Genomic DNA, 26936 nt, shown 5'->3' on the forward strand with positions numbered 1-26936 from the left:
CCAGTGTCCACATTTGATCCACACAGATTTATTCCGGTAGCTCTTCCAGCTTAACTTCGAGTTGTACACGGTTGGTGTAGCCCTGATTGGTGAGGTCGTGCACCATCTTATGCAGTGGGATGTGTGGATGAAAAAGCCCCATGGGTGAGGCTTGTAGTCAGATGATGTTTGCCCGGAAATCTATTTCTTGAGGTGCTTTCTGATGGCCTTGCCGGAGGTGCCGACGGCTTTCACCGCTCTTTTCAGCTGTACTTCGGTGCACTCGAAAGTCTTGATCCACAGCTTCATCTCATAGGGGTCGTTGACGTTGATGCTCTTGGCATCGAGGGGATGTGCGATGGTGTTATTGTCAGGCATAGGAACCTCAACTTATTGAAATGGTTGGCGAGACAGCTGTCCCGACTCGGTGCTCATGTTCCTCTATATCAGTCGTGGGCGTGGTGATGGGGCTCACACAACGCAGGTAACGGGTAAAACAACGCCCCCCTTATTACCCGAGCTATTGGACGTGGTGCCCGGATGATGCGCATTGTGTGCAAAGAGGTTGCCGTATCAGGTGCGTGGCGGGGTCATCCATTCCGAGTATTCCGAGCATCCTGAATACCCCAAGCATCTTGATGGTCACGGTAGGCTTGAGCCCGCAAGCTCCATGGCCAGATCAGCGAGCCTCAGGCCGGGGCGGTGAGTATGGGCCCCTTCATCAAGCAAGAAAAAAGGGGAGCCAGGCTCCCCTTTGGTTTGCTCTGCCAGCGGTCAGAACTTGTAGAGCCAGGAGACGGCGGTGAAGTAGCCGTTGTAGTCCTGATTCAGGTTGCCGAGGTTGGGCTCTTCGCCTGTGTAGAGGTAATCCACATCCTGGAAGTATTCGTAGCGCACGTCCCAGCGCAGCGAGTGCTGCTTGGTGAGCTGATAGAGGGCATAGCCTTCCAGCCGGTGCTGCTTGCTGGTGAGGTCGGGGTAGTCATAGCCCTTGCTGGCGTCCGTCTTGCCGCGACCAAAGGCGAAGCTGTAGTCGAATCCCAGCTCCAGATCCCGGTCAAACGCCTTCTTCTGGGTCAGTCCCAGCCCCAGGGTGGTGATCTCGTCGCGCACCGCCGTGCTGTAGGGATCCCAGTCCGGTGCGCCTGTGTAGGCGTGGTTCTGGGCTGAGCTTATCCACTGCAGGTTGCTGAACAGATGTCCGCTCAGGTTGTCGTCAAACTGCTGGTTGAGGGTGAGATCGAGGCCATAGTCCTTGCCCTCGCTGCGCCCTATGTCCGGCTCCTTGTAATCATCCTTGGCCCACCAGCCTTCCAGGCTTGCATCCAGCCCCTCGCTGAACTGGTAGCCGAGATCGGTTCTGAGCTCCACCCGGTCCCGATCGGCCAGGTAGAACTGGCGCAGGGTCGGGCTACCGTTGCCACCGTCGCTGTCATGGCGCCAGTCAGAGCCGTTGCGGGTGCTCCAGGCGAGCTTGCCGCCCAGTTGCAAGGCTCCGACCGGGCGATAGCGCCCCTTGAGAAACAGGGTGTGTTCGTCGGTGTCGCGCCGATCGGCCTGTTCCCGCTGATCGGCCTTGTACTGGTAGCCGGTGGTGAGCTTGACGGAGCGACTGAGCCGGTAGTCGGCCTCCAGATCCGCCTTGCTGCGGGTGCGATCACTCTTGCTGCGCTGCTTGCCGACCACTGCGTATTCGTCCGACTTGTCCTTGCGATCCCGATATTCCCCACCGGCCCGCAGGGTGAGATCCCGGCCAAAGCGGCCCACCCACTTGGCGTCAGCCTGGAAAGTGCTTACCTCGCCGTGGAAGTCATCCTGGGCGACGGGGGCATTGCGAAAGGCGGTCAGGCTACCGTTGGAGCTGGCCTGGCTGCTGAGGACGCGGCCGGTCAGGCTCTGCCTGTCCCAGTTGTACTGGCCGGAGAGGCTCAGCTGGTGGAAGTTGTTGTCCGGCTCATAGGCGCGTTCATTGGCGTAAGGGTCGGTGACGCTGCCGTAATAGAGGGCCGTATCATCGGTGCGGTAGAGAGAGCCGTTGTAGGCGAGATCGACCAGCCAGCCCTTGCCCAGATAACTGACGCCGCTCTTGACCAGGGTGGTCGAGGTGCCGTCGACGGGCTTGGGCAAGAGGCCAGGTACGCCGCCGACCCCGGGCACGGTCGGCTGGTAGTAGGCGAGGGTGGCCTCTTTTTTCTCGTGAGAAAAATCGGCATAGGGGCGCCACGGGCTCTTCGGCGTATAGGCGAGCCCGGCGGTCAGCTTCTTGCGCACCACCTCCTTGTCAAATTCGGCCAGCTGGCCCTGGGTCAGCGGGCTCTCTCCCGGTTGATAGACGCTGCGGCCATGGGAATTCCAGTAGAAGGGGGACTCCGAGTAGCCCATCTTGGCGCGAACGCCATCATAGTGGCCCTGCTCCAGCGCCAGGCTGAAGCGCTCCATGCCGAGGTTTTTCGCTTCGAGGGAGCCGTAGCGGGAGCCTTCCCCCCGGTATTGCAGATCGGCGTTGAAGATGCCGAGCATGCCGCTGTCCTGCTGGCTGGGCACCCAGTTGCGAAAGCGGGTGGCGCCGTCATCGTTGGCATAGCCGGCCCCCAGCCCCACCTCGCCAAACCAGCCGCTGTCGCCCTCGCATGACTTGCAACTCCAGCGCTCTGTCTTGGCCGGTTTGGCCTGCTGCAGGGAATAGTCCCCGACCGCCAGCGGCTGTTCGGCCGCCTGGGCCGAACAGACCGCCAGCAGGGAGAGCCAAAGTGTTGAATATTTCATGACTTCTCTCCTCAGCGTTGCAGGGATTGACCATTGGGGTGGTTGGTCCCGTGGATCTGGTTATGACAATTCAGGCAACTGCCGCCACGCACCTTGAGATCCCCCTCGGGGATGGAGACGTTGGCATGGGGCACGCTGTGGCACTCCTGACACAGTTGCGGTACCCGCTTGTTGAGCAGCGCCTGGTTGATGGAACCGTGCGGGCTGTGGCAGAGGGAGCAATCCTCGGTCACCGGTTCGTGTTCCCACAGGAAGGGGCCCCGTTTCTCGGCATGGCACTCGTAGCAGCTCTCGTTGAGGCTGGGCTGCTTCAGGCTGGCCTCGTTCTGCGACTGGTGCGGGTTGTGGCAGCTGGAGCAGGGCAGTTCGCCATTGAGGATGGGGTGGCTGGTGCGCTTGTGCAGATCGGCCTTCTGCTGGGCGTGGCAGCTGGTACAGGTCTCGACCTGCTGCTTGCTGTCCATCACAGGATCCTTGGCCTGGTGCAGGCTGTGGCAACTGGTGCAGGAGAGATCCTCTACCGCGTGGGCGCTGGCATGCCAGCCCATCCGCTTGGCATCGGTGTGGCAGGAGAGGCAGACGCTGTTCTGCTTCTCCACCGGTACCGGCGAATCGGGGCCGAAGGTGATCATGGGTTCCCGCTGCTGGCCCTTGCGGGGGTTGCGCGGGTGGTTGCCGGCGGGGCCGTGGCAGGCTTCGCACTGCTTGTCCGCCATGGGGCCATTCTGGTTGCCAAGATTGCCGTGCACATTGTGGAAAATGCCGGTGGCGGGCTTGCGCGAGTCGGCATCGTGACACTTGAGGCAGGTATCGGCGCCCTTGGGGGAGTATTTTCCCTGATCGAATTTCTGGTCTAGGGTGGCCTCGACCTGCAGGCGGGGATCGGCATCGGCCGCCGCCGGCCGGGCATCACTCTTGGCCCAGACAGGCAGGCAACTGAGTGCCAGCAAACCCGCCAGGAGCCACTGCGGGGTGGTTATTTTCATATCGTGTCCTTCAACGGCAAAGGGCCAGGGGCAAGTCCCCTGGCCTGGTGGTCTCAACGGAAGTCATACACCTTGTGAACCTTGTCGACGCCCTGCTCCTGCCCGACGGCATGGCAAGACGCGCACTGTTCAACCCCGGTGGCGGCCTCTATCGTTTCTGCACCAAAGATGGCGCCGTTGTTCTTCATATGGGTTGCCCACTCGTCCCCGGCGACCGGGCTGTCCGGCTTGACCAGACCCAGCGGCGACTTGAGGTGGCAGCTGGCACAAACCACCAGGGTCGGGCTGAAGAACTTGGGCTGCTTGTTGTCTGCCGTGGTGCTCACCAGAGAGGGGCGCTCGTTCTGCTGGTTGGGCAGGTTGTATTGCGCCTTGGTGTGGCAGGACTCGCAGTTGTTCAGCTTGCCCGGGAAGGTGGCATCCCCGCTGCGGTGGGAACCGTAGGCGTGGAAGGAGTGCACGTGGTACTTGAGGTCGCCCGGCACGCCCGCGTAGAAGGAACTGCGGGTGGCGTTGTGACAGCTGGTGCACTGGGCAAAGTCCTTGGAGGCGTGGGCCGAGCCCGCGTTCCCCTCGGTGTGGATGGCCAGATCCTTGTGACAACCGTTGCAGGAGGTCAGATCCGCGCCCGCCTTCAGCACATAGCTGCTGTCGACTCCGCCCTCGACCCGGAAGTAGGCCTTGGCCGGATTGATGGCCACGTAGGAGAGGGCGCTGGCGGTGCTGCTGCAGGGGAGCAGATCCCCGGCGGCAAAGGCGCCGTTGCGATCCGCCTTGCGGGCCACGCAGACCTGCAACTCGGCGACCGTGGCCGCCAGGGTGCCGGTGACCTCGTTGCCTACCTCTTTGCGGCACAGGAAGCTGCCGCCACCCTGGCTTTCGCACTTGGTGAAGTCAATCTTGTTGCCGGCGGCGAAGGTTTGCGGGTTGGTGTAAGCCAGCTCATAGCCATTGCCCTGATCCCAGTTGACCAGGATATAGGGGGCCTTGGCCAGATCGCCGTACTTGATGTATTTGAGCACGCCGTCCATGGTCTCGACCGGGCTGCCATCGGCAGTCACTGTCAGTTCGACCTCGATGTTGGGCGCGGCATAGCGCACGTCGTCAAACTTGAACACCAGCTTGTCGCGCCCGGCGGCTTCATTGGCGAGATAGCCCATGTGCACGCTGCTGGGGGACTTGGTATTGCCCGGCTCTTCCGCATGGCACTGGGTACAGAGGGTGCCGCTGTTGATCTTGCCGTTGATGTGGCTGACGAAACCGGTCGCCGTGGTGGAGTCCGCATGGCAGGCGCCGCAGGGTTTCTCCTGGGCGTGTTGCCAGTTGTTGGCGTTCGGCGTGGTCGGGGTAACGTCCTTGTGGCAGGTGTCACAGTTGCGCGGATCCTGCGGGAAGTGGCTCACCAGCTTGGTGGCGGTCGGGTCCAGATTGCCGTGCAGCTTGTGCACCAGGGTCGTCAAGTCGCCGCGCCCGCTGCCGGGCACGCTCTCGTTGTGGCAGGTGACGCAGAGCTTGGGATCGGCGCGGTTGCCGTGGTGGATCGGCTGCTTCATGTGGCAGCTGTCGCAGCTTTGCTGCTCCAGGATGTCGCGGGTCAGCAGTGGCGCCGTGCCGGCGGGCACCCAGTCCAGCACATAGTCGGTGACCGGAATGTCATTGCTGCCACCGAAGTAGATACCGAGGCGGTGAGTCGCAGCCTCATCCCAGCGGATCAAGCCGTTGTTGTCCAGCGAATCGCTCGGATAAGGGTCGCGCACCGTGGTGGCATTGAAGGAGAAGGTGTAGCGGTACTGGCCATTGCCAAGGGGTTCCAGCTTGCCGCTGTTTTCACCGGTTGGCCGGTTGTTCTTGGTGCTGTAGATGAAGCTCTTCCAGACGACAGGGTCTTGCCGCGCGGCGTTACGGCCGGGGATCACCTTGGCCAGGGTGAAGGAGGGGAGTGTGGTTCCCAGCGCATAGCCCTTGCCTTGCTTGTCGGTGACGCTGAACTGCACCGAGAGTTGGCCGCTCTCGTTTAACTGGGGGGTGGATGCCGAGATGATCAGCGAGTCCGGGGTACCGGGCGGGGGGGGCGGTGGATCTGTCTTGTCGTTTCCGTCGCCACCGCCATCACAGGACGACAGGGCGAACACCATTGCTGCAGCCACCAATACTTTCCAGTATTTCATTGTTTTATCCTTTTTTATCGGACTTATTGTTCCATGTATGAGCCAAGTCAAAAAATTCCCAAAAACATACTACTTAAGGGTCAAACGAGGACTTAATACGGTATAAATAATTTCCATCTTAATTGTAAGGTTTATATATTAACCGGCGTTGACCGAAGTCTCAAAAACGGATCTCAAAGTAAGCTGAGAGAAAAAAATGTCTGTTTCGATTGAGATTTTTAAGTCTTTTCTGCACGAGGGATGAGAAATGAAACGCAGTATGAAACTGGAAATGCTGGGATTGTCGTTACTGTTGGGCTCCATTGGCACCGCACATGCCAGCATGGATTCCTTGGTGGAGACATGTAATTCATGTCATGGAAGTCAGGGCATCAGCACCCATAACGACATCCCGACCATCGCCGGACTGGCAGAGGCCAACATCAGTGAGCAGCTGCGCACTTATCTGGATGGGCGCCCTGCCAAGACCGTTAATCATGTCACCGGTGACACCAGCAAACAGGGGAACATGACCGACATAGTTAAGGGCCTTAGCGACGAGCAGATCGACGAGCTGGCTGCCCACTATGCCGAGCTGCCCTACCAGCCGATGAAGCAGCCGTTCGATGCGGCGCTGGCCAAGGCCGGGCAGAAGCTGCACGAAGAGTCCGGCTGCAAGAAGTGCCACTCGGAAGGGGGCTCAGTGGTGGAAGATGAAGCCTCCATCCTCTCCGGTCAGCCCAAGGGCTACCTGCTGACCTCACTGCAGGAGTTCAAGGCCGGCAAGCGCAGCAACGACGAGAAGATGAACAAGGCCATCATCGCCATGAGCGATGCGGACCTCAAGGCCCTGGCCGAGTACTACGCGAGCCAGCAGTAACCGTCGCTGCACCCACTCCCATTGACGCAGCCACCCTGCCATACGCCGGCGGGGCGTGCTCCTGCTACCCGGTCATGACCGTCAAAGGAGCTGTTATCAGCTCCTTTTTTGCGCATTGGGGGAGATGACACCCGCCGGGTGTCCCTGATCCGGAGTTTCCTATGAAAGATGTCATCAAGTGGCTGCTGCTCGGCTGCCTCTGCCTGGGCACCACCCAGTTTGCCAGGGCCGAGGTGGCCCCGGCGACCGACACCCCGACCACCAACACACAGGCCACCAATACTCAGGCCGCGCCGGCCGATCAGCCGACGCTGGCCGAACGTCAGGCCAAGGCGGAGAAGAAAAAGGCCGCCGCCAGGAAAGCAGCTGCCCGTTTTGCCAAGTGTGACAAGTGTCATGACGGGGAGGAGGGGATGCACGGCAAGCACGGCAGCGTCACCAACCCCAACACCAATGAAGCGGTCACCTGCACCAACTGTCACGGCAATGCGTCGGCCGATCACCGCAAACAGCGCGGCGGCATGGTCGATGTGATGCGCTTTGGCGACGAGGCGTTTCCCCTCAGCCAGCAAAACGGTGTCTGCATGAGTTGCCACGAACCTGACGATCTGCGCAAGGCGCTGTGGGCTCACGACGTGCACGCCACCCGGGTGACTTGTACCAGTTGCCACCAGTTGCACCCGGCCAAGGAGCCCATGGTCGGCATCCCCGAGAAGTCCCGCATCAAGCTGTGCGTCGACTGCCACAGCAAGCAGCATGAGGCCAAGCAGCAAGCCGCTGTCAAGGAGGGCGCATGAGCACGACCCGTCGCGAATTCATGGTAGGGATGAGTGCCGGCGCCTTGATCCTGATGACAGGTTCGCCCCGTGCCCTTGCCAACAGCATGACCATAGAGGGCGTACGCTACGGCATGATCCACGACGAGACGGCCTGCATCGGCTGCACCGCCTGCATGGATGCTTGCCGCGAGGTCAATCAGGTGCCAGCAGGGGTCGCCCGGCTGCAGATCCTGCGCAGCGGCCCGGTGGGGGAGTATCCGGATCAGGCGTACCGTTTCTTTCGCAAATCCTGCCAGCACTGTGACAATGCCCCCTGCGTACATGTCTGTCCGACCGGCGCCTCCCACATCCGGGCCGAGGATGGCATAGTCGACATCAATCCCGATCTCTGTGTCGGCTGTCGCTATTGCCTCGCGGCCTGCCCCTATCAGGTGCGTTTCATCAACCCGGTGACCCGCATTGCCGACAAGTGCGATTTTTGCCGCAAGACCAATCTGGCCAATGGCAAGCAACCCGCCTGCGTGGAGTCATGCCCCACCAAGGCGCTGGTGTTCGGCAATCTGGACGATCCCCAAAGCCCCATCGCCAGGCGGTTGGTGCAGGAGACCACTTATCGCTACAAACGGTTCCTCGGCACCTCGCCCAAGATGTACCGGGTGCCGAAAGGGGAGGTGGCATCATGAGCGCACATCGGCCTGATGGTCTTTGTCTGATGGGAGGTCGGCACCATGTGGCATGACGCATTCCACTTCGACTCCCTGGTGTGGGACGGTCCCATCGCCGTCTACCTGTTCCTGCTCGGCATCTCGGCGGGGTCGACCACCTTGTCGGTGCTGCTGCGGCGTCAAGGCGTTGGCAGCGAGAGCGGCATCATCAGAGCCACCGCCATACTGGCGCCGCTCTCGGTGATCCTGGGGCTCCTGATCCTTATCTTCCACCTGGCCCGGCCCTGGACCTTCTGGAAGCTGATGTTCCACTACCAGTTCGACTCAGTGATGTCGATGGGGGTCATGCTGTTCCAGATCTACATGGCGGTGCTGTTCGCCTGGCTGGCGGTGGTGTTCAGAGCCGAGATCGCGGCGCTGCGTCGGCAGTGGCTGGCGGACAAGTTCGCCTTTGTCGACACCCTGATTGGCAAGATTGCGCAGCTCGAACGGCTGCTCGGCCCCTTGCTGTTGCTGCTGGCGGTATTGCTCGGGGCCTACACCGGCTTTCTGCTCTCCGCCCTCAAGACCTATCCCATGCTCAACAACCCCGTGCTGCCCGCACTGTTTCTGGTGTCCGGCATCAGCTCTGGGGTGGCCTCCACCATCTTGCTGGCGGTGACCCTGTTTCGGGAGGATGGCCACAGCCAGGGGGTGAGCTGGGTGCACAGGTTCGAGCGGCCCATCGTCGCCATTGAGATCTTCCTGCTGGTTTGCTTCTTCACCGGCCTCTACTTCGGTGGCGGTCAGCGAGAGGCGGCCATGTGGGCGGCGCTTGGCGGCGGTTTCTGGTCCCAGGTGTTCTGGTTCGGGGTGATAGGCCTTGGCATAGTGCTGCCCCAGTCGCTGGGGTTGCTTGGCGACAAGGCGCAGGCACACCAGCCTGCCCGGTTGGCGCTGGTCTGCAGCCTGAGTCTGGTGGGTATATTGCTGCTGCGTTACTTCATCCTCTATGCCGGTCAGATGACGGTGATGTAACGTGCACGGCGTTTGAAAGGCGCTTGGCTGGCCGCAGAGAAAAAGCAAAAAGGCGGGATGATCCCGCCTTTTTCATGGTCGTTTGCCGCTGTTGTTCGCCAACGGTCGCTCAGGCATCAGCCCCTTGCAGGGCCCGCACTTCGAGGCGTTGCTCGCCGGGGCGGCACACCAGCACGGATCCCTGCTCGAACCAGTCCCCCAGCACGATGCGGCGGGCGGGTTGACCGTCGAGCGTGAAGTCGTGGATGGCGGGCCTGTGGGTGTGGCCGTGGATCATGGTTCGGCAGCCGTGCTGGCGCAGCATCTCGTCGACGGCGGCCGGGGTGACATCCATGATGGTCTGGCGTTTGACGGTTTTCTCCATCCGGCTTTGGCCACGGATCTTGTGGGCGATGGCCTGACGGCGGCTCAGCGGCAACCGCAAGAACAGCCAGCGCAGCCACTTGAACTGGGTGATGCGGCGATACTTCTGATATCCCTCATCCCGGGTGCAGAGCAGATCGCCGTGGCTCAGCAGCACCCGCTCCCCATAGAGCTCGATGACACAAGGGTCGCCGAGCAGGGTCATGCCAGCTCGCTTGGCAAACTGCTGGCCCAACATAAAGTCACGGTTGCCGTGAATGAAATAGAGGGGCACCCCCTGCTGGCTCAGGGCCGCAAAGGCCTCTGCGATCTGCTGGTGGAGCGGATTGGGATCGTCGTCACCAATCCAGAATTCAAACAGATCTCCCAACACATAGAGGGCGTCGGCACCGGGTGCGTCGTGCTCCAGAAAGTGCACCAGCGCGGCCGTCATGTCGGGCCGATCGCTGCACAGGTGAATGTCACTGATAAAGAGGGTGCTCATGATGGCGTGCGAGGTGCCCCGATTATGGCTGTATGGGTCATAGGGTGAGGGTGCCAGTCAAACTGGTCAAGGTTGCGGCCTTCCAGGGTCAACAGCGCCTGATAGGGATCGCCGGACAATTTCAGCAGGCGGCAGATGGCCGCTTCTCCCTTCAGCCCTTGCTGCAGGCGCAGGGCGAGCAGGGTGCGGTAAAAGGGGTGACCAAAGTGCTCGATCAGGGCGGCCATCAGGCTGAGGTGGCGCCAGCCGTTGAGGGTCTCGACCCGCGCCGGGGTGACATAGAGCTCGATGGGCCAGCTGCGGCCATCGGCGTCGGTCAGGGTCTGCTCCAGCAGCCAGATGTCGCTGCCCAGGGCGCGGCGTTGCCAGCCCAGTTCGGCAAATTGGGCGGCCAATATGGCGGGCGTTGCATGCTGGCAGAGGATGTCGAGATCGCTGCCGGGCCGGTCGAGCCCGATGGCCAGGGTGCTCACCAGCGCCACATCCAGACACTGGCTTTGCAACTCGCGCCACAGGGGCGTGCCGGTGAGCAGGGCGTGGGCCGCGCGCTGGCGCCCATTGCCGTGGGCCAGATAGTCGAGGCGGCGCCAGTTCGGGCCCGTGGCAAGTGCAGATGGAAAAACTGCGGCCGGGGCCGCAGTCAGTTCATCTCGCAGAAGGCAGAGATCAGTCAGCAAGGGTCACCTTGGTGATCACCACGTCCTCTACCGGTACATCCTGGTGCATGCGGCCGGCGTTGCCGGTCTTGACGCCCTTGATCTTGTTGACCACGTCCATGCCAGCGGTCACTTCACCGAATACGCAGTAGCCGAAGCCCTGGGTGGTGGCGGATTTGAAATCGAGGAAGTCGTTGTTGTTCACGTTGATGAAGAACTGGGCGCTGGCAGAGTGCGGCTCCATGGTGCGGGCCATGGCGACGGTACCAATCTTGTTGGACAGACCGTTGGCCGCTTCGTTCTTGATGGAGGCGCGGGTCTCTTTCTCTTCAAAGCCAGGGGCATAGCCGCCGCCCTGGATCATGAAGCCGTCGATGACGCGGTGGAAGATGGTGTTGTCGTAGTGACCGTCACGGCAGTATTGCAGGAAGTTGGCCACGGTTTCCGGGGCTTTTTCCGCGTTCAGGGTCAGAGTGATGTCGCCGTGATTGGTGTGCAGAGTAACCATGATATGTCCTTTCATTCTTTGGGCAAAAGTTGCGCGGGCAGATAAGCGGCTCGCAGCTTGTTGCATGGGCTATGGCATAAAGTGGTGGCAATTCTAGCCCATAGTGGTCGTCTGGCATAGCGCTGACATGGCTGTGAGGCCGGATCCGCCCTGTTTTCTGCCTCGTTTTCTCTACCGGATGCGGGTAGAATGGCAGGCCATTTTACTCACAGGCAGTGGTCATAAGATGCTGAAGATATACAACACACTCACTCGTCAAAAAGAAGAATTCAAACCTATCCACCCGGGCAAGGTGGGCATGTATGTGTGTGGCGTCACTATCTACGATCACTGTCATATCGGCCACGGTCGCACCTTCGTCGCCTTCGACGTGGTGGCCCGTTACCTGCGTTACTGCGGTTATCAGCTCAACTATGTGCGCAACGTCACCGACGTGGATGACAAGATCATCAAGCGCGCCGCCGAGACCGGCGTCACCTGTGACGATCTGACCGAGCGCCTGATCGGCGACATGCACCAGGATTTTGATGCCCTCGGCATGGTGCGCCCGGATGTCGAGCCCCGCGCCACCCAGCACATCGAAGAGATCATCGAGCTGGTTGAGAGCCTGATCGCGCAGGATCACGCCTACGTGGCCGACAACGGTGACGTCATGTTCATCGTCGACTCCTACGCCGACTACGGCAAGCTCTCGGGCCAGGATCTGGAGCAGCTGCAAGCCGGTGCCCGGGTCGGCGTGGTGGATGCCAAGCGCAACCCGCTGGACTTCGTGCTGTGGAAGATGTCCAAGCCCGGCGAGCCGACCTGGGAAAGCCCCTGGGGCCCGGGCCGTCCTGGCTGGCACATAGAGTGCTCCGCCATGAACTCCAAGCACCTTGGCAACCACTTCGACATCCATGGCGGCGGCTCGGATCTGCAGTTCCCGCACCACGAGAACGAAATTGCCCAGTCCTGCTGCGCCCACGGTGGCGACTACGTCAACACCTGGATGCACAGCGGCATGGTGATGGTGGATAAAGAGAAGATGTCCAAATCCCTTGGCAACTTCTTCACCATCCGCGACGTCCTGGCTCACTACGATGCCGAGAGCGTGCGTTACTTCCTGATGTCCGGCCACTACCGCAGCCAGCTCAACTACTCGGAAGATAACTTGAAGCAAGCCCGCGCCGCGCTGGAGCGCATGTACACCGCCCTGCGCGACCTGCCGGTGGCTGCCGCCGCCGGTGGTGACGAGCAGGTGGCCCGCTTTGTTGATGCCATGGACGATGACTTCAACACCCCGGAAGCCTACTCGGCCCTGTTCGATCTGGTGCGCGAGATCAATCGCCAGAAAGCGGAAGACATGAGCGTGGCCGCAGGTCTGGGTGCCCGTCTGCGCGAACTGGGCGCCGTGCTCGGTATCCTGCAACAGGATCCGGACGCTTTCCTCAAGGGCAATGAGGCCGATGACGAAGTAGCCGAGATCGAGCAACTGATCGCCCAGCGCAACCAGGCCCGCGCCGACAAGAACTGGGCCGCCGCCGATGCCGCCCGCAACCGTCTTACCGAGATGGGTATCGTGCTGGAAGACAGCGCCGGCAAAACCAGCTGGCGCCGTGCCTAAGGCCGGTGGCCCTGTTGGTGCCAACAGGTTGACTCAATAAAAAAACCGCAGCCCTAGGCTGCGGTTTTTGTTTATGCCTTTTCCCTCGACACCTCTTAAGCCTCGGTTGCCTGCGCTCTGAACCCCTCTCCCCTTGCGGGAGAGGGCCAGGGCTAGGGCTAGGGTGAGGGGGGGCCTAATCGTTATGATCTGGCAGCCTGACTGCGGTCTATTCCGTCGCAAGTGCCAACAAGTAGTGCAAGGAGTTGGCTTTAAAATATAGGCATGTACTCTTGTAACCGTTCACCGTAACGGGCAGTAGAAAGGAAATTAACTGGTGCCATACCATCTGATTGGTTATATGAAGCGGAAAGTAGCTATTGTCCTGTGATGCGAACAATTGGCTTAAAAATTGAGTTGTACTTTCAATATGATTTTGGTGAAAAAAAAACGGCGCAATGCGCCGTTCTGACACCAGCAAAAATCGTGTGTGGTAGCATAGCCTTGTTGGCTAGTATTCAGGTGTCTTGTGGATAATATCAATTCCCATAGGGAGTGCGCAACTCTTTTTTGTGTAGTAATCGCTCTATAATCCTTGGACTATCTTCCCAATCAATAAACCAGTTATGAGAACTTATGTCGTTCAGCAATGCTGTCCTGTCTACGGTGAAATAGTTATGTTTTAAACAAACAGTTTTTATAAGAGTATCTTTAAATTTATTCGTTAGATAGGGGCAGGCGATAGAATCTAAAAATAGATGTGCTGTTTCTGATTCTGTAGATATGTCACCATTTTCCAATAAGGCTAATATAGCTTTCTTTATTTTTCTTTTCGATGGCGCATATTCTTTGTTGTTATTTACATAATATAAGCCAATCATCAATTCAAAATAACTGGCTTTGTTATTTGATAGGTTATCTGATAGACCAATTAGGTCGTCAAAGCAATGTTTAAGTATAAATCCATGGGGATCTATGTGTTTTAATGCAATAATGAGATTCAAGATCTCTAGATTAAACGCAGGTCTGTTTTTCAAAAAATAATTGATTGTTGACCTTGCTTCATCATTAATTTTTTTTGAAATTCGTTCAATCTGCTCACCGGTGAAGTGAGAGGTTGATATATCATGTATAACAAGCATGATTTGACTAATCAAAAAAGTACTTCTGACACGCATATCCATTGCATAAATAAAGAAGGAAAGCTCAAGAACAATTAATAGGAATCTACAGAGGGATTCTTTAGTTTCATCTAAAGACACATTGTTTGTTTTATTTTTTATATCCACTAGTTTTATTTTAATTAGAGTAAAAAAATAACCAGTGATGCTGCTGTAGTCAACAGCAGCATTTTTTACTATACACTTAATATTTCGAATGTGCCTATTAGCAATCAAGTCAAATTTTTTTAATGTTTTTATAAAACTGATGGTGTGGGCAGGCACATCATCATCTTCTATCTCACTAGAGGCCTCTTTTTGTATTTCAATTAATTCAAAAAGTGACGCTAGCTCACTTTGTATTTCGATTTTTGCTGATGTGACAGGTGTTATTAATGGGGCGGAAATAATATGTGACTTTGATTCGTTACAGTATAGTTTGAATTCTGATAACTCATCTTTTACTATATTGAATATTTCATCTTTAGTTACAGTTGAGTTGAAGAAAAGAAAATAATCATCAACATATCTACGAAGTTGGTAGTCCTTCCCTGATATTATTCCCTTCTTTTGAAGGCGATCGTGTATTTTTATGTCAATAGATTGCAGAATTATCTCTGCAAAAATCCTCGAGAACTCTGGGCCAATGACAATACCATGCTTTCGCCCATAGTTTGCATCTTGTATGGCATTAATAAATTCGCTTTCAAAGTTATAATGATTGCTTGCAATCTTTGATACATCTTCAGTTCTCAGTGCTTTTAACAGCATATCGGTAGATATGGAATCAAAGCATTTTGATATATCGAATTTAAATAATGAGTGAAAACCTTTCTCTATCTTATGGAACTCATAACTATCATAAAATTTGTATAGAAAATTGTATTTTTTATATGTAAAGAATGAGCTTGCATATTTTGGTTGCAATTTTTCATGTACTTCAACTCCTTCATCCTTATAGGATGAAAAGCTAGAGTTGTTATCTCTTTCATAATATACACTTGCAATTGAGCTTGCAGCCCGTAGTGAGTAACTACTTCTAGCGCACAAATGTGAAATTAGATTTGAATATTTTCTGTAAAGTTCAACAAATGCTACTTGTGATTGCGGGTGAATTAAATACAACCGTCTATTTGAATCCTTATCTTTTTTCACTAGATATTCATATGGTTTTTTATCTTTTTTGCTAAATATCAGGTCTATAAGGAACTTATTGATTTTCCTGCATTTTATGTGATGGTAGAACCCTTCATTTGTAAATATGAATGGGAGCTCATATGGTAAAACATCAGTTAAAACAACTCGATTGTAGTCACTCTTCTTTAGTGTAATAAATTTTGACATGCTAATTCCAGCAACTGCAGATTAAATTCAACTCTGACTTATCAAAGTTGTGATAATGTTTTTTTATAAATCCGTTTTTAAAATCCATTGATGCTAACCTTCTCCGCTTTTGTATCGGTATGGATTGTATGGTTCTGCCAATACTATTTGTTTTTTTAGAGAACATTAGTCGTGTGAGAAAATCATTCAATTCTAACAAGCGTTCTGGAGTATTAACATATTTGTTGTTGTAGAATATCCCTCCCCTTAATTCATCTATTTCATCATCTGAAAAATAATGTCTTCTAGAAGTTGATGTATCAATTGGATAGTTGCTAGAAAGAAATTGAAGTCTTAGTTCTAAAGTGGCTATATCGCCAGATAGCTTAAAGTCTTGAATCGCTTGAATGATACGTGACTTTATTTTATTAATCTTTTTTCTCGACAAGTAGATATGAACATTTCTCATGCCTAGGGTATTTTTAGTATTTGATATATTATATTCATAGCCAAGAAACTCCAAGCGACTTGAACATTTGTTATGATGCCCATCATCTATTGTTGGAATGGTGAATGATGTAGATTTTTTATTTGAAGATAAGCCGTTTTTATCAATTAAATTTTTATATGTATCTAAAGAAATAGTTTTACTGTGAGTGATAATTATAATGTCATCGACGTAACGCGCATAATAATAGGTGCCGTCTGTTTTTTTAATACCGAGGTCAATATCCTCCATGTAAATTTCGGAAAGTATAGAGCTTATACCAAGCCCTCTTGGTAATCCTGTATGAACTTGTGCTGTTGAGTGACTTAAATCCTCTAGGATTTTTATTGATTTGTACGAGAGAATGTTGTCATTTTTTAACCTAACGATTAAATCTTTAAAATTAATGCTTTCAAAAAATGATGATATATCTATTTTAATTGTTGAAAAACTTGAGGTGTCATGAAAGATAGATGTTATTTGTTCTGTGATTTCGTCTCTCCCACTGAACCTCACTCTATATAATATTTTTAAATCATGTGCAATTTTCTTTATTGCATAATACTCTTCTGAACGTGTTACTGTAAAAACAGTTTTACCATTGTATAAAATGAAACTCAAACTTGAAAATGAAAAGCTAGGGGCATTTATATTTTTAGCTATTAATTTTAATGATTCTTCATACTGTGCATTTTCTCGTCCTAGAGAAAATTTTATGATCTCCTGCTTTCTAGTTAGCCTTAATAGTGTTTTGTATTCAAAAGTTTGATTTAGCATTTAGAAAACCATTCGTTTAGATGGAAATGTTCTATGGATGTTGATAGAAAAGAATGGTAGAAAAAACAAATATGAATGTCGAAGCGATAGAGATCGAATAGAATATTATGAATGGAGAGAAGTATTTTATTTTAGAACAACAATCGACCTCAGAGCAAATCCTTGTAATTTCGCCAGACTCTTTTTTTCGCTCTGCCCGACCATATACATATTCATAATGAAGATGATTCATTGAGTTTTGTTTTATCTCATTATAAGAGGCTCTTATTTCTTTAAGTTTGTCTTTATCCGCTTCACCATAAATGAGGTCATCAGCAATTGATGATGATAGATTGTTTATTAATTCAGCGCTTTGTCTCATTTTTTCTGATTTTGTCGCATAGTTTCCGAAAGAAACAGTAATTGATAATATAGCGATTATTATCGATGAAATTAACTGTCCGAGCTCTAATATATTTGCTTTGAAAAGCGGTGAGTTTCCAGGCTCGGGCATGGCTGAGTATTTTTGAAGTAATGTTGTAAAAATTAGAAGTAGGGAGAAAGATGTTAGTGAAAATAGGGCGCAGTTATTTAACTTCTCATATCTTCTTGCAGAAAAAAACCTTGCGTATGCAGTCGTTTTAAGCTGTTTTTGCATTTTTTGGGCATGAATTGATATTGTGTCTGACATGGTTGGTGACCTATTTTAAAAGTATATTATTTTTTTCAACAATGAAAATGACATGTATTTATGGATGAATGTTTAGCCTGGGGTTTTCAATATAATATTACTCTCCGATAGAAGTTATACAGCCTTCGAGTTTATTCAGGTTCGTATTTTACCTATGTAACCAAGCTGATTTCACTTGTTGTATAAGAACCACCATTTGTCCTCGGGGCTGCGGGTTTGGGGTTGCCCCCCTGTTGTTCGCCGAGGTGAGCCCGTTTTCCCGGAGCCGTAGGGTGCAATGAACGAAGTGAATTGCACCTCTATTCGACGTAGGTTTTATTGCGGAAACAGGCTTTGCGGATTCCGCCATGCGCCTCACCCGCAGAGGGCGAGGGGATTGTTACCGCGGTGCAATGCGCTCCGCTTATTGCACCCTACGTGCATATTGCCCCCAAGGTCTTGCCCGACTGGGAGGGGGCGACCCTCCCGTTGCTTGGTGCCCCATCCCCCTGGATGCTAGGATGTCCAACCGTTTTCTTATCCAACCCTTATCAGTTATGGCAAACCGGCTCGTCGACAGTAAAAACAGGTTCACTCGGGCAGGGCGCTGGCTCGCGACCCGCGGGGCCGCGCTCTTTGCCGAACTCTCGGAGTTTCAGCAGCGCATCTGGGTGGTCAGCATAGTGAACGACACCTACACGGATACCTTTATCGTCAATGAAGGCAGCTTCGAGGAGCCCATGCAGTGGATGCGGCGCAAGCAATACGACGCCGACATGCTGCAGCGGGTCGATGCCATGCAGCGCGCTCAGGTGATCCAGTTCGAGCTGGGTGACATCCGTCATCGCCTGATGCGGGTCAAATAACTTGATAGCCCCGAGTCGTATCGGGCGTTGGGCAAAACGGGGCGGCTTGCAGGCACACACTCCCTTTCTATCCGCGACAGTTGCTACCGCCCCTGGCTGTCGCTACCACAATGCGCTGTTGACCATCAGAGGGAACAAGGGGGCCAACAGGCACCGTGGTTATCTTACGGAGCCGTCTCGGCCCGATCCATGGAATTCCATTGAATTAGTGATGCAAGTGTCAGAATTGAATGGTTTTTTGCGCCCGCGCAAGGTTTCGGTGGCGATTTGGAAGGGGACGAGTGGCAGCGGCGGGCCGCATGACCTTGGCAGGTGCGCCCCGCCATGCAGATCTGGGCGCAAGCCATCAGGAGCAAGGCCGGTGGGCGTTAGGCGGGGCTTGCCTGAATGCTGTCGAGTTGTGCGGGGCTGGGTAAAGGGCTTGCGTTATGCCATGGCGACACCAGACATCACGCGGGGCCCATGGGGCCCCGCGTGATGGGTTCGCCTAGCGGGCGGGGAAGTACTTGCCCTGGATCTGCTGAAATTCGCTGCTGGCCAGCACCTGGGTCAGGCCGTTCTGGAACTCCTTGACCAGCTCGTCGCTGACCGGGTGACTGAAGGCGAAGCAGAATTGCTCCGAGCTCAGCATCCAGGCCACCTTGAACTGGGCGGGATCCAGCTGCTGGGTGGCGATGAGATCCATCAGGGTGGTCTTGTTGGTGGAGATGAGGTCGACCCGGCCGGAGGTGAGCATCTTGAGTGCCTGGGGCAGGCGGTTGGCGGTCATGATCTTCTGCTCGTCAAAACCGTTGTTGAGCAGCAGCTGCTCCCCCACGTCGGCGCGCACCGCCCCTATGTTGTACTGCTGGGCATCTTCCAGCTTGGTGAGGGGGAGCGGGTTCTTGGCCAGCCCCATCAGCACTATCTCGGCATAGCCGATGGGACAGGCCCACTTGAACAGCGGATCCCGCGCCTCGGTGCGGGCGGTGGAAAAGAGCACCACATTGGGTTTCTGGGTCAGCAGGTAGTAGCCCCGTGCCCAGGGCATGATGGTGATGGTCTGGGGCGGGGTGTTGGTTTTCTGCCACACCTGATGCAGCAGCTCGACGGCGAGGCCGGTGGGGGTGCCGGCTTCGTTGGAGAAGTTGTAGGGTTTGTACTCTTCGGTAAGGTAGTGCAGCTTGCCAAGTTCAGGGCTGGCCTGGGTGATGGCGGTAAACATGAGCGCGGCTATTCCAATCCATTTTTTCATCTTGGCCATCCTGATGGGGTGTTCCTTCATCCTCAAGTGTTACCAAATCATGGTAATTCGCCAATCAGATCGGCGCTTAAATCAAGGGGATGCGAATCCAGGCCGCTTTAGGCTCAGGGGGCGGGCAGGTATTTGAGTCGCAGGCGCTGAAACTCCGGCGAAGCCAGCGCCTGGGTCAGGGCGTGCTGGAACTGTTTGAGCACGTCGTCATCCACCTGACGGCTGAAGGCGTAGCAGAGCTCTTCGGCATCCAGCACCAGGGCCACATTGAAGTCGTCGGCCTTGAGCTGCAGCGCCTTGATGGCGTCATAGCCCGCCAGCTTGCTGGTGGCCAGCAGATCGGCGCGGCCAGACACCAGCATCCGCAAGGCCTGGCTCAACCGGTTGGCGGGTATGATGCGGGTTTCATCCATGCCCCGGTTGAGCAGCAACTGCTCGGAGGCATCGGCCCGTACTGCGCTGATCCGGTAGGCGTTCATCTGCTCGGGGGCGTTCAGGCTGATGTGGCGCTGCTTGTGGGCCAGCAATATGTATTCGGAGTAGCCGATGGGGCAGGCCCATTTGAACAGGGGATCGCGGGTGTCGGTGCGGGCGGTGGAGAAGAGCACCACATTGGGTTTCTGGGTCAGCAGGTAGTAGCCTCGCGCCCAGGGCAGGATACGGATGGGCTGGGCAGGCGTGCCGCTGCGCTGCCAGACCATCCGCAGCAACTCGACTGCCAGCCCGCTGGGCTGACCGGCCTCATCACTGAAGTTGTAGGGGGGGTACTCCTCGGTCAGGTACTCCAGCCTGGCGAGATCTGCCTGCGCCGAACCCAGGCACGACATCAGCAGCAGATAACAGCACAACCTTATCCTCATGAGCCCATCCTTGGCGTGAAACCGGCGTTCCTCTTGTGCAAGTGTGGGTAAAAAAGCCTGAGATTGCCAGTACTTACCAACGATCCCTGCTGGTTCCCATCAGCTTGAACTGCTCATCACGCAGCCCGACCAGCAGCGCCTTGCCATCCGCTTGCAGCCGAAACTCGCCGTAGCGCGCCGCATCATACTGCTCCCCCGTGCCCTCTTCGAAGAAGAAGGCATCGGGCCCGATCAGCCACTGGTTGTCGCTTCGGCGCACCTGCAACAGCCGCTCATCCGGCGCCAGTTGCGCGGGCTTGCCATCGGCCACCCAGCTGGCCACCTGCTGCCCGTCGAGGCGGATCACCAGGGTATCGCTACCATTGGTGCGCTCGCTGTCGGGACGGGCGCCGAGCTGGCGGGCAATGTCGTAGTTCAGCCGCATGTAATCCCCCTGCATCAGGGAACGGGGGTCGACCGGCGCCAGCCTGAGCAGCACCACCTCGCCGCTGCTGATGGCGTGCTCGTAACGCCAGACGGTGAAGTTGATGCCCGCCAGTATGGCGAGGCCGGTCAGCAGGAGTCCAAGCCGTCTCATGATGGTGTCCTCCCATTGAGCATTTTCAGTAGCTGGCGGGTGCCGAGCAGCAGGGCGCCCGAGCCCAGCAGCAGCCAGGATTTGGTCATCAGGGTCAGCCCCAGATCGTAGTAATAGAGGGAGCCAAAGCCGAGCAGCAGCAGGCCCGCCAGCGTCATCAGCCCCAGGCTTCCGGCGTAAAAGCCGAGCACCAGCACCAGGGCGCCAGCCCCCATGCCGGGGATGAGGGCGCTGATCAGCACCAGCGGCAGCCCATACAGCAGTGGCAGCTTGAGCCGGACCATGACCCCGAGCAGCAGGGCGGCGCAGAGCAGGGGATTGAGCCAGAGCGGCAGGCGGGAGTAGCCCAGCTCGTCGAGCATGTTGGCGCCCCCGTCCCACAGCGGATGGTGCAGGCGCCCCAGCACCAGCAGGGAGAGCGTCAGCCCCAGGGTGAGGGATTCGTAGAGTTGATGGTGGACGGGCTGACGCTCCGCCTGCAGCCAGCAGAGGGTGACGGCCGCCATCACCAGCGGCAGGGCCAGCAGTTGCAGGCCGAGACAAGCCAGTCCAAGGGCGAGCAGTATGGCGGCGGCGAAGCTGTGGAACAGCCGGATCAGCCAGTGCTCGAACAGGGCGGCGATGGCCAGCGACAGCAGTGCCAGCCCCAGCCAGAGCGGCGCCGAGTGCGGGTCAATCTGATCGATGAGGCCATAGAGCAGCCAGGCATCGGCGGCCAGCGCCAGTGCCAGCACGAACTGGTCCCACAGATCGCTGCGCTGGGCGAAGCGGTTGAGGCCATAGGCGATGGCCATCAGCACGCTGCCCATCACCAGGGCGCTGTTGGCATCCCGGGTGAGCTGCGAGAACGACATGAACAGGAAGAACAGCAGGAAGAGGGCGGCGATCCAGCCCACCATGCCGAGCAGGAAGCGGCTCGACCAGTGGGGCTGGGTATCATTGGGGACGTCCCCTTCCACCAGATCTGCCTGTTGCAGCCGCTGCCAGGGGGTCAGATCAGCCATGTTGCCTCCTCGTGGCGGGCTTGCCAGATGCCTTGCTTATACATGGGACCTCCGTTGCTGTTGCAGCCAGCGGCTGGCCGCGACCGACAGGCCGATGGCAATCAGGCTCAGCAGCAGGAAGCCGTCCACGTCGGGATCCATCCACTTGCCAAGGGCCGCCAGGATCACGGCAATCAGGCTCAGGCAGCCCATGGCGAGCCCGGCGATAAATCTGTGGTGCCAGCGCAGATAGGCGGCGCCAAGCCATGCGATCCAGGCGGGCCAGACCCAGGGTGAGGCGGCATCAAACAGCGCCAGCAACGCCAGCAGGGTGACGCCGAGGCCAGCGGCCAGACCCGGCAGCCAGCTTGGCATCAAGCGCCAGCGGGCCGGTGCCAGCAACAGCAGGCCCCAGAGGGCGGCATTGAGCAGGGTCAGACACCAGCCCAGCCCCTCTTCATCAAAGGCAAAGAAGAAGTTGAACAGCCCGAGTCGCCAGTAGAGCACCAGCGCCAGCTGGCCGAGCAGCCAGCTCAGGGTCCACAGCAAGGGGCTCATGCCTAGCGCCGCCAGCGGCAGCAGCATCAGGGCCCAGGTGGCGAACAGCTGCCAGGGGTCGGCGCCCGTCTGGTAGGTCTGGCCCACCAGGGCCAGCAGGGCACCGATATTGAGCGCGGCGGCCAGCAGCAGCGCCTGGCGGGGCGTGTCGGCCAGGGGCTTGCGCCACAGCAGCACCAGCATGGCGAGCAGGGGCAGCTCCAGCAGGGCGAGGCGTTCGATCCGACCCAGCTCCTGCCAGTTGAAGGCGACGAAGAACACCAGACCGGCGCCCAGGCAGAGGCTGCCGAGCCAGAGCAGCAGGCGATCGAACAACCATTGCCAGCGGGCGGGGCCGGGTGGCAGCTCGCACAGGGCGAGGGCGGCGGGCAGTTGTGCCTGGGCGAGGCGTCCGCGTCTGACCCAGTCGAGCAGCGTCTGTCTTGAGGTGAAGTGCATGGGATGCTCCATGAGGTTTGCCGCATTATGCCACTGTCATGGCACTGCGGGACACTCCCCGTGTGCGGGCATGCGACAGCCGGCAGGGGGAGGCGCAGGCATCGGCCGCACACGGGCAACAAAAAGCCCCGCCTGTTTGAATAGAGGCGGGGCTGGTTTGGGGTGACACGACAGGGATACCGGCTCGGGGCGGGGTAGGCAAGTGCTCACGCTTGCCTCGCCGCCTTCCGGGCCGGCCGGTGTCAGGCGAAGATCAGGGTGCTGACCCCGAGGCCGACAAACAGGATGGCGCAGGCGATGCGGATCCCCTTGAGCGGCAACTTGTCGGCGCCCAGCTTGCCGAGCAGCACCACGGGCACGTTGGCCAGCATCATGCCGAGGGTGGTGCCTGTGATGACTTGCACCAGCGAGTCATATTTGGCTGCCAGCAGCACGGTGGCGATCTGGGTCTTGTCGCCTATCTCGGCGATGAAGAACAGCACGAAGGTGGCCATGAAGGGGCCGTACTTGTCGAGCGGGCTCTCCTCATCGTCCATCTTGTCCGGCACCAGGATCCAGGCCGCCATGGCAATGAAGGAGCCGGCGACCAGATAGGTCATCACCTTGGGATCCAGCCAGCGGCTGATGAACTCGCCAAGCCAGGCGGCGCCGGCATGGTTGAGCAGGGTCGCCGCCAGCATGCCGGCTATGATGGGCCAGGGCTTGCGAAAACGGCAGATGAGCAGCAACGCCAGTAGCTGGGTCTTGTCGCCGATCTCGGCGATAGCCACGCTCAGGGTTGAGGTTAACAAGGCTTCCATAAAAATGACCGGGGGACGGAATTGTTATACCTGAGACAAGCCTGCGCCATCCGTCCCCGGTATTGGCACTGGCCCGTCAAAGGTCTTGTCAAATCCACGGATTAGATGGATCACCCTGACCATGGTGAGTTGGCACCAAGCATGTTGATCAGGGTCGCAAACCGGTTTGGGGTCCGGCTGCGAGACTACTCCCCCTCGATGGGAGCGGGCATTCTAGGGAAAAATCATCCACCAGACAAGTGGGTTAGCCACCCACCAGCTTGACGCTGAAACCGGCCTTCTCCAGTTCGGCCTTGATCAGGTCCCGTTTATCCCCTTGGATCTCGATGATCCCCTCTTTCAGGCCGCCGCCGGTACCGCACTTTTTCTTGAGCAGGGTGGCGATGGCCTTCTGTTGTTCGGCCGGGACGCCGTGGATGCTGATGACGCCGGCGCCCTTGCGCCCCTTGGTCTCGCGCCGGATGCGCACAGTACCATCCTGCGGGAAGGGAGAGGCGGATTGGGACTGGGTCTGTTCCTTGATGATGCCGCCATCCGTGCTGTAAACCAGGCGGCTGTTGTTGTCGTGACTCATGGCAGTTATTTGTGAGTTAGCTAAGCGGAGTTTGATTTTACTCAAATCAGCGCGGGAAACACGGATTATAATGCCCCGAGTGAAAGCGAATTATTATTGTTTAACTTCAGGAGTCAGTCATGGTACTCGCGCAGTTGTCACCGGGACAGAGTGCTCGCATCAAGAACATGAATCAGTTGACCCGTCCCCTGCGGCGCAAGCTGATGGTGATGGGCTTGCTGCCTCAGACCGAAGTCATCTTCCTGCGCGCGGCACCGCTGGGTGACCCGCTCCAGATCCAGTGTCAGGGGATCTGCCTCTCCATGCAAAAAAGCCTTGCCCTGCAAATCGAGGTCGAACCGGTATGAATTATTCCCTGGTAACCGTCGGCAACCCCAATAGCGGCAAGACCTCACTCTTCAACGCCCTGACCGGTGCCCGCCAGCAGGTGGGCAACTGGAGTGGCGTCACGGTCGACAAGAAAATGGGTGAGTTCTCCGCCCAGGGGCACGACTACAAGCTGATGGACCTGCCCGGCATCTATAGCCTGGCCAATCAGGAAGGGAGCCTGGACGAGCAGATCGCCAGCCGCTTCGTCCAGGGTCAGCAGCCTGATCTGCTGCTCAACGTCATCGATGCCGCCAACCTGGAACGCTCCCTCTACCTCACGCTGCAACTGCGCGAGCTGGGATTGCCCATGGTGGTGGTGCTCAACAAAATGGACATATTGCAAAAGCGGCGACTGGTCATAGATGAAGCCCTGCTGGCGAAGGCGCTCGGCTGCCCGGTGGTGGCCCTGTCTGCCCACAACCGTCAGCAGGTCGCCGCCTTCAAGCTCCAGATCCAGCAGTTCATCGGCCAGCCCCAGCCCGCGCTGCTGCTCGATTACGGCACTGACCTTGAAAAAGATCTGGCGGAGCTCGAAACCCTGCTCGCCCCGCACCACCTCACCGCCCGTGGCCGCGCCCTGCGCCTGCTGGAAGAGGATGCCGTGATGCAGGAGACCCTGCTGCCCGGCCAGCAGGCCGCCGCTGCCAACGTGGTGGCTCGCGCCCATCATGCCCAGGACATAGATCTGCAGCTGGCGGATATCCGCTATGGCCACATTCACCAGTGGGCCAGCCAGGCGTGTCAGCAGAAGGGCAAGCTCACCATAGCCCAGAGCGAATGGCTGGATCGGGTGCTGCTCAACCGCTGGGTCGGCATCCCCTTCTTCCTGCTGGTGATGTACCTGATGTTCATGTTCGCCATCAAGGTGGGCAGCGCCTTCATCGACTTCTTCGACATCATGGGCGGCGCCCTGTTCGTGGATGGCGTGCACCACCTGCTGGGGCTGATCCATGCCCCGGACTGGCTGGGGGCCATACTGGCGGACGGCTTCGGGGTCGGCTTGCAGACCGTTGCCACCTTTATCCCGGTGATCGGCTGCCTCTACCTGTTCCTGGCGGTGCTGGAGAGTTCCGGCTATCTGGCCCGCGCCGCCTTCGTGGTGGATGCCCTGATGCGTCGCCTCGGTCTGCCGGGCAAGGCATTCGTACCCATGCTGATGGGCTTTGGCTGTACCGTGCCGTCGGTGATGGCGACCCGCACCCTCAACTCTGAGCGGGAGCGGCTGATGACCTCGGCCATGGCGCCCTTCATGTCGTGCGGTGCCCGCCTGCCGGTCTACGCCCTGTTTGCGGTGGCCTTCTTCCCCGAATCGGGTCAGAACCTGGTGTTCGGTCTCTACCTCATCGGCATTCTGGTGGCCGTGCTCACCGGCCTGCTGCTGCGCAGCACACTGCTGCCGGGCAAGAGCGACTCCATGCTGATGGAGATGCCCGATTACGAGTGGCCGCGCCCCATCAACGTGGGGATCAAGACCTGGCAGAAGCTCAAATCCTTCGTGTTCGGCGCCGGTAAAACCATAGTGCTGGTGGTCGCCGTGCTGAGCGTGCTCAACTCCCTTGGCACGGATGGCAGCTTCGGCCACCAGGATCAGGAGAGCTCGGTGCTGAGCAAGATCAGCCAGGCCGTGACCCCTGTGCTGCACCCCATAGGTGTGCGCGATGACAACTGGCAGGCCACGGTCGGTATCGTCACCGGTATCTTCGCCAAGGAGGCGGTAGTGGGTACCCTCAACAGCCTCTACGCCGGCAGCAACGGGGATGAGGAGGAGAGTGAATACTCCCTGCTTGCCAGCTTCAATGAGGCCATCGCCGCCGTTGCCACCAACCTGGCCGACATAGACCCGTCCGATCCCATGGGGATCCAGGTCGGCAATCTGGATGACCAGCAGGCCGCCGCCGAGGCGCAGGAGGTAGATGTCTCCACCTACGGCAACATGCAGACCCACTTCGACGGTGCCGCCGGTGCCTTTGCCTACCTGCTGTTCGTGCTGCTCTACATGCCGTGCGCCGCCGCCATGGGTGCCTTGGTACGGGAAACAGGTCGCCAGTGGGCGCTGCTGACCGCCGCCTGGTGCAACTACACGGCCTTCCTGTGTGCCACCGTCTTCTATCAGGCGGCTACCTTTGCCGCCCACCCCGAGCAGAGCCTGCTCTGGATCGGCAGCTATGGCCTCTCCCTGCTGCTGCTCTGGTGGCTGGGCCGGCGTCACGGCGACATAGTCGCCCGCAAGGTGGTGGCCCTGTGATCCTGCGGGAGCTCGGCGCCTATCTCGCCGCACAACAGAAGGTGAGCAGGCGGGATCTGGCGCGCCATTTCCACACCTCGGAAGATGCGGTGGAGGCCATGCTCGGCGTCTGGATGCGCAAGGGCCGGGTCGCCAAGCGGGAGACCCAGGTGTGCGGCGGCAGCTGCTGCGGCAAGAGCCAGGAGGTGATGTTCGAGTGGTGCGAGCCGGGCCAGATAGGCTTG

General features: G+C 57.1%; 26 protein-coding genes. 9 read left to right on the forward strand and 17 right to left on the reverse strand.

Features of this window, described 5'->3' with window-relative positions:
• Positions 1-180: 180 nt before the first annotated feature.
• From BN1128_RS24365 to BN1128_RS02270, 4 genes are all read right to left on the reverse strand, one after another.
• Positions 181-357, reverse strand: coding sequence for a DUF3606 domain-containing protein (locus tag BN1128_RS24365; RefSeq protein ID WP_080741165.1), 177 nt, complete (start codon positions 355-357; stop codon positions 181-183).
• Positions 358-753: 396 nt separating this feature from the next.
• On the reverse strand, positions 754-2745 hold the full coding sequence (locus BN1128_RS02260) for an MtrB/PioB family decaheme-associated outer membrane protein (protein ID WP_042866038.1): 1992 nt from the start codon (positions 2743-2745) through the stop codon (positions 754-756).
• Between the two features lie 11 nt (positions 2746-2756).
• Positions 2757-3731: a DmsE family decaheme c-type cytochrome gene (locus tag BN1128_RS02265; protein ID WP_042866040.1), complete on the reverse strand. Its 975-nt coding sequence runs from the start codon at positions 3729-3731 to the stop codon at positions 2757-2759.
• Positions 3732-3784: 53 nt separating this feature from the next.
• Entirely contained in the window at positions 3785-5899 is a 2115-nt protein-coding gene (locus BN1128_RS02270) for an OmcA/MtrC family decaheme c-type cytochrome (RefSeq protein ID WP_042866041.1), read from the reverse strand.
• A 247-nt stretch (positions 5900-6146) separates the two neighbouring features.
• On the opposite strand from BN1128_RS02270, the gene pdsA reads away from it, so the two are divergent.
• From pdsA to nrfD, 4 genes are all read left to right on the forward strand, one after another.
• A complete protein-coding gene (gene pdsA / locus BN1128_RS02275; RefSeq protein WP_042866042.1) occupies positions 6147-6758 on the forward strand; it encodes a periplasmic diheme shuttle PdsA in 612 nt (203 codons plus the stop codon).
• Between the two features lie 161 nt (positions 6759-6919).
• Positions 6920-7555, forward strand: coding sequence for an Nrf-like electron transfer protein NetB (gene netB / locus BN1128_RS02280; protein ID WP_042866043.1), 636 nt, complete (start codon positions 6920-6922; stop codon positions 7553-7555).
• On the forward strand, positions 7552-8220 hold the full coding sequence (gene netC, locus BN1128_RS02285; RefSeq protein WP_042866045.1) for an Nrf-like electron transfer protein NetC: 669 nt from the start codon (positions 7552-7554) through the stop codon (positions 8218-8220). Before netB ends, netC begins: the two co-directional genes overlap by 4 nt.
• 45 nt (positions 8221-8265) lie before the next feature.
• On the forward strand, positions 8266-9219 hold the full coding sequence (gene nrfD / locus BN1128_RS02290) for a cytochrome c nitrite reductase subunit NrfD (protein ID WP_042866047.1): 954 nt from the start codon (positions 8266-8268) through the stop codon (positions 9217-9219).
• Positions 9220-9328: 109 nt separating this feature from the next.
• Here nrfD and lpxH read toward each other — a convergent pair whose 3' ends face one another.
• Genes lpxH through BN1128_RS02305 form a run of 3 tightly spaced genes read right to left on the reverse strand, consistent with a single transcriptional unit; the run spans position 9329 to position 11230 of the window.
• Positions 9329-10066 (reverse strand): UDP-2,3-diacylglucosamine diphosphatase, encoded by a 738-nt coding sequence (lpxH, locus tag BN1128_RS02295; RefSeq protein WP_042866048.1) that lies wholly within the window; start codon positions 10064-10066, stop codon positions 9329-9331.
• Positions 10063-10743, reverse strand: coding sequence for a DUF4269 domain-containing protein (locus BN1128_RS02300; RefSeq protein ID WP_042866049.1), 681 nt, complete (start codon positions 10741-10743; stop codon positions 10063-10065). The genes lpxH and BN1128_RS02300 overlap by 4 nt, the downstream gene beginning before the upstream one ends.
• Positions 10733-11230 carry a peptidylprolyl isomerase gene (locus BN1128_RS02305; protein ID WP_042866052.1) on the reverse strand — a complete coding sequence of 166 codons (498 nt, stop codon included), beginning with the start codon at positions 11228-11230 and terminating at the stop codon, positions 10733-10735. The genes BN1128_RS02300 and BN1128_RS02305 overlap by 11 nt, the downstream gene beginning before the upstream one ends.
• 226 nt (positions 11231-11456) lie before the next feature.
• Between BN1128_RS02305 and cysS the strand changes: the two genes are divergently transcribed.
• A complete protein-coding gene (cysS, locus tag BN1128_RS02310; protein WP_042866053.1) occupies positions 11457-12833 on the forward strand; it encodes a cysteine--tRNA ligase in 1377 nt (458 codons plus the stop codon).
• A 518-nt stretch (positions 12834-13351) separates the two neighbouring features.
• Here the strand turns inward: cysS and drt3b are convergent.
• From drt3b to BN1128_RS25145, 3 genes are read right to left on the reverse strand one after another with little or no spacing between them, the layout of a single operon-like run.
• Positions 13352-15316, reverse strand: coding sequence for an antiviral reverse transcriptase Drt3b (gene drt3b, locus BN1128_RS02315; RefSeq protein ID WP_042866054.1), 1965 nt, complete (start codon positions 15314-15316; stop codon positions 13352-13354).
• A gap of 1 nt (position 15317) precedes the next feature.
• Positions 15318-16559: an antiviral reverse transcriptase Drt3a gene (drt3a, locus tag BN1128_RS24370; protein WP_082030334.1), complete on the reverse strand. Its 1242-nt coding sequence runs from the start codon at positions 16557-16559 to the stop codon at positions 15318-15320.
• A gap of 31 nt (positions 16560-16590) precedes the next feature.
• Positions 16591-17229, reverse strand: coding sequence for an SLATT domain-containing protein (locus BN1128_RS25145; RefSeq protein ID WP_156140077.1), 639 nt, complete (start codon positions 17227-17229; stop codon positions 16591-16593).
• 500 nt (positions 17230-17729) lie between these two features.
• Between BN1128_RS25145 and BN1128_RS02320 the strand changes: the two genes are divergently transcribed.
• A complete protein-coding gene (locus tag BN1128_RS02320) occupies positions 17730-18074 on the forward strand; it encodes a hypothetical protein (RefSeq protein ID WP_244464543.1) in 345 nt (114 codons plus the stop codon).
• A 487-nt stretch (positions 18075-18561) separates the two neighbouring features.
• On the opposite strand, the gene BN1128_RS02325 is transcribed toward BN1128_RS02320, so the two are convergent.
• The 7 genes from BN1128_RS02325 to BN1128_RS02355 all read right to left on the reverse strand — a co-directional run bounded on the left by BN1128_RS02325 (position 18562) and on the right by BN1128_RS02355 (position 24098).
• Complete coding sequence (locus BN1128_RS02325) at positions 18562-19308, reverse strand: substrate-binding periplasmic protein (RefSeq protein WP_042866075.1); 747 nt, start codon at positions 19306-19308, stop codon at positions 18562-18564.
• A 113-nt stretch (positions 19309-19421) separates the two neighbouring features.
• Positions 19422-20168 (reverse strand): substrate-binding periplasmic protein, encoded by a 747-nt coding sequence (locus BN1128_RS02330; protein ID WP_042866059.1) that lies wholly within the window; start codon positions 20166-20168, stop codon positions 19422-19424.
• A gap of 73 nt (positions 20169-20241) precedes the next feature.
• Positions 20242-20745, reverse strand: coding sequence for a GDYXXLXY domain-containing protein (locus tag BN1128_RS02335; protein WP_042866062.1), 504 nt, complete (start codon positions 20743-20745; stop codon positions 20242-20244).
• A complete protein-coding gene (locus BN1128_RS02340; protein WP_042866064.1) occupies positions 20742-21749 on the reverse strand; it encodes a DUF4401 domain-containing protein in 1008 nt (335 codons plus the stop codon). The genes BN1128_RS02335 and BN1128_RS02340 overlap by 4 nt, the downstream gene beginning before the upstream one ends.
• A 36-nt stretch (positions 21750-21785) precedes the next feature.
• The gene (locus BN1128_RS02345) at positions 21786-22724 is read right to left on the reverse strand and encodes a DUF2157 domain-containing protein (protein ID WP_042866066.1); all 939 of its coding nucleotides are present in this window, start codon (positions 22722-22724) and stop codon (positions 21786-21788) included.
• Between the two features lie 242 nt (positions 22725-22966).
• Positions 22967-23524, reverse strand: coding sequence for a TMEM165/GDT1 family protein (locus tag BN1128_RS02350; RefSeq protein ID WP_042866068.1), 558 nt, complete (start codon positions 23522-23524; stop codon positions 22967-22969).
• Positions 23525-23768: 244 nt separating this feature from the next.
• Positions 23769-24098: a translation initiation factor gene (locus BN1128_RS02355; RefSeq protein WP_042866069.1), complete on the reverse strand. Its 330-nt coding sequence runs from the start codon at positions 24096-24098 to the stop codon at positions 23769-23771.
• Between the two features lie 119 nt (positions 24099-24217).
• On the opposite strand from BN1128_RS02355, the gene BN1128_RS02360 reads away from it, so the two are divergent.
• The 3 genes from BN1128_RS02360 to BN1128_RS02370 all read left to right on the forward strand — a co-directional run.
• On the forward strand, positions 24218-24445 hold the full coding sequence (locus BN1128_RS02360) for a FeoA family protein (protein WP_042866070.1): 228 nt from the start codon (positions 24218-24220) through the stop codon (positions 24443-24445).
• The gene (feoB, locus tag BN1128_RS02365; RefSeq protein WP_042866072.1) at positions 24442-26712 is read left to right on the forward strand and encodes a Fe(2+) transporter permease subunit FeoB; all 2271 of its coding nucleotides are present in this window, start codon (positions 24442-24444) and stop codon (positions 26710-26712) included. Before BN1128_RS02360 ends, feoB begins: the two co-directional genes overlap by 4 nt.
• The coding region (locus BN1128_RS02370) for a FeoC-like transcriptional regulator (protein WP_042866074.1) at positions 26709-26936 on the forward strand (228 nt) is incomplete at its 3' end. The genes feoB and BN1128_RS02370, both read left to right, overlap by 4 nt.

The organism is Aeromonas piscicola (assembly GCF_000820005.1).
GTDB classification, from domain to species: Bacteria; Pseudomonadota; Gammaproteobacteria; order Enterobacterales; family Aeromonadaceae; genus Aeromonas; species Aeromonas piscicola.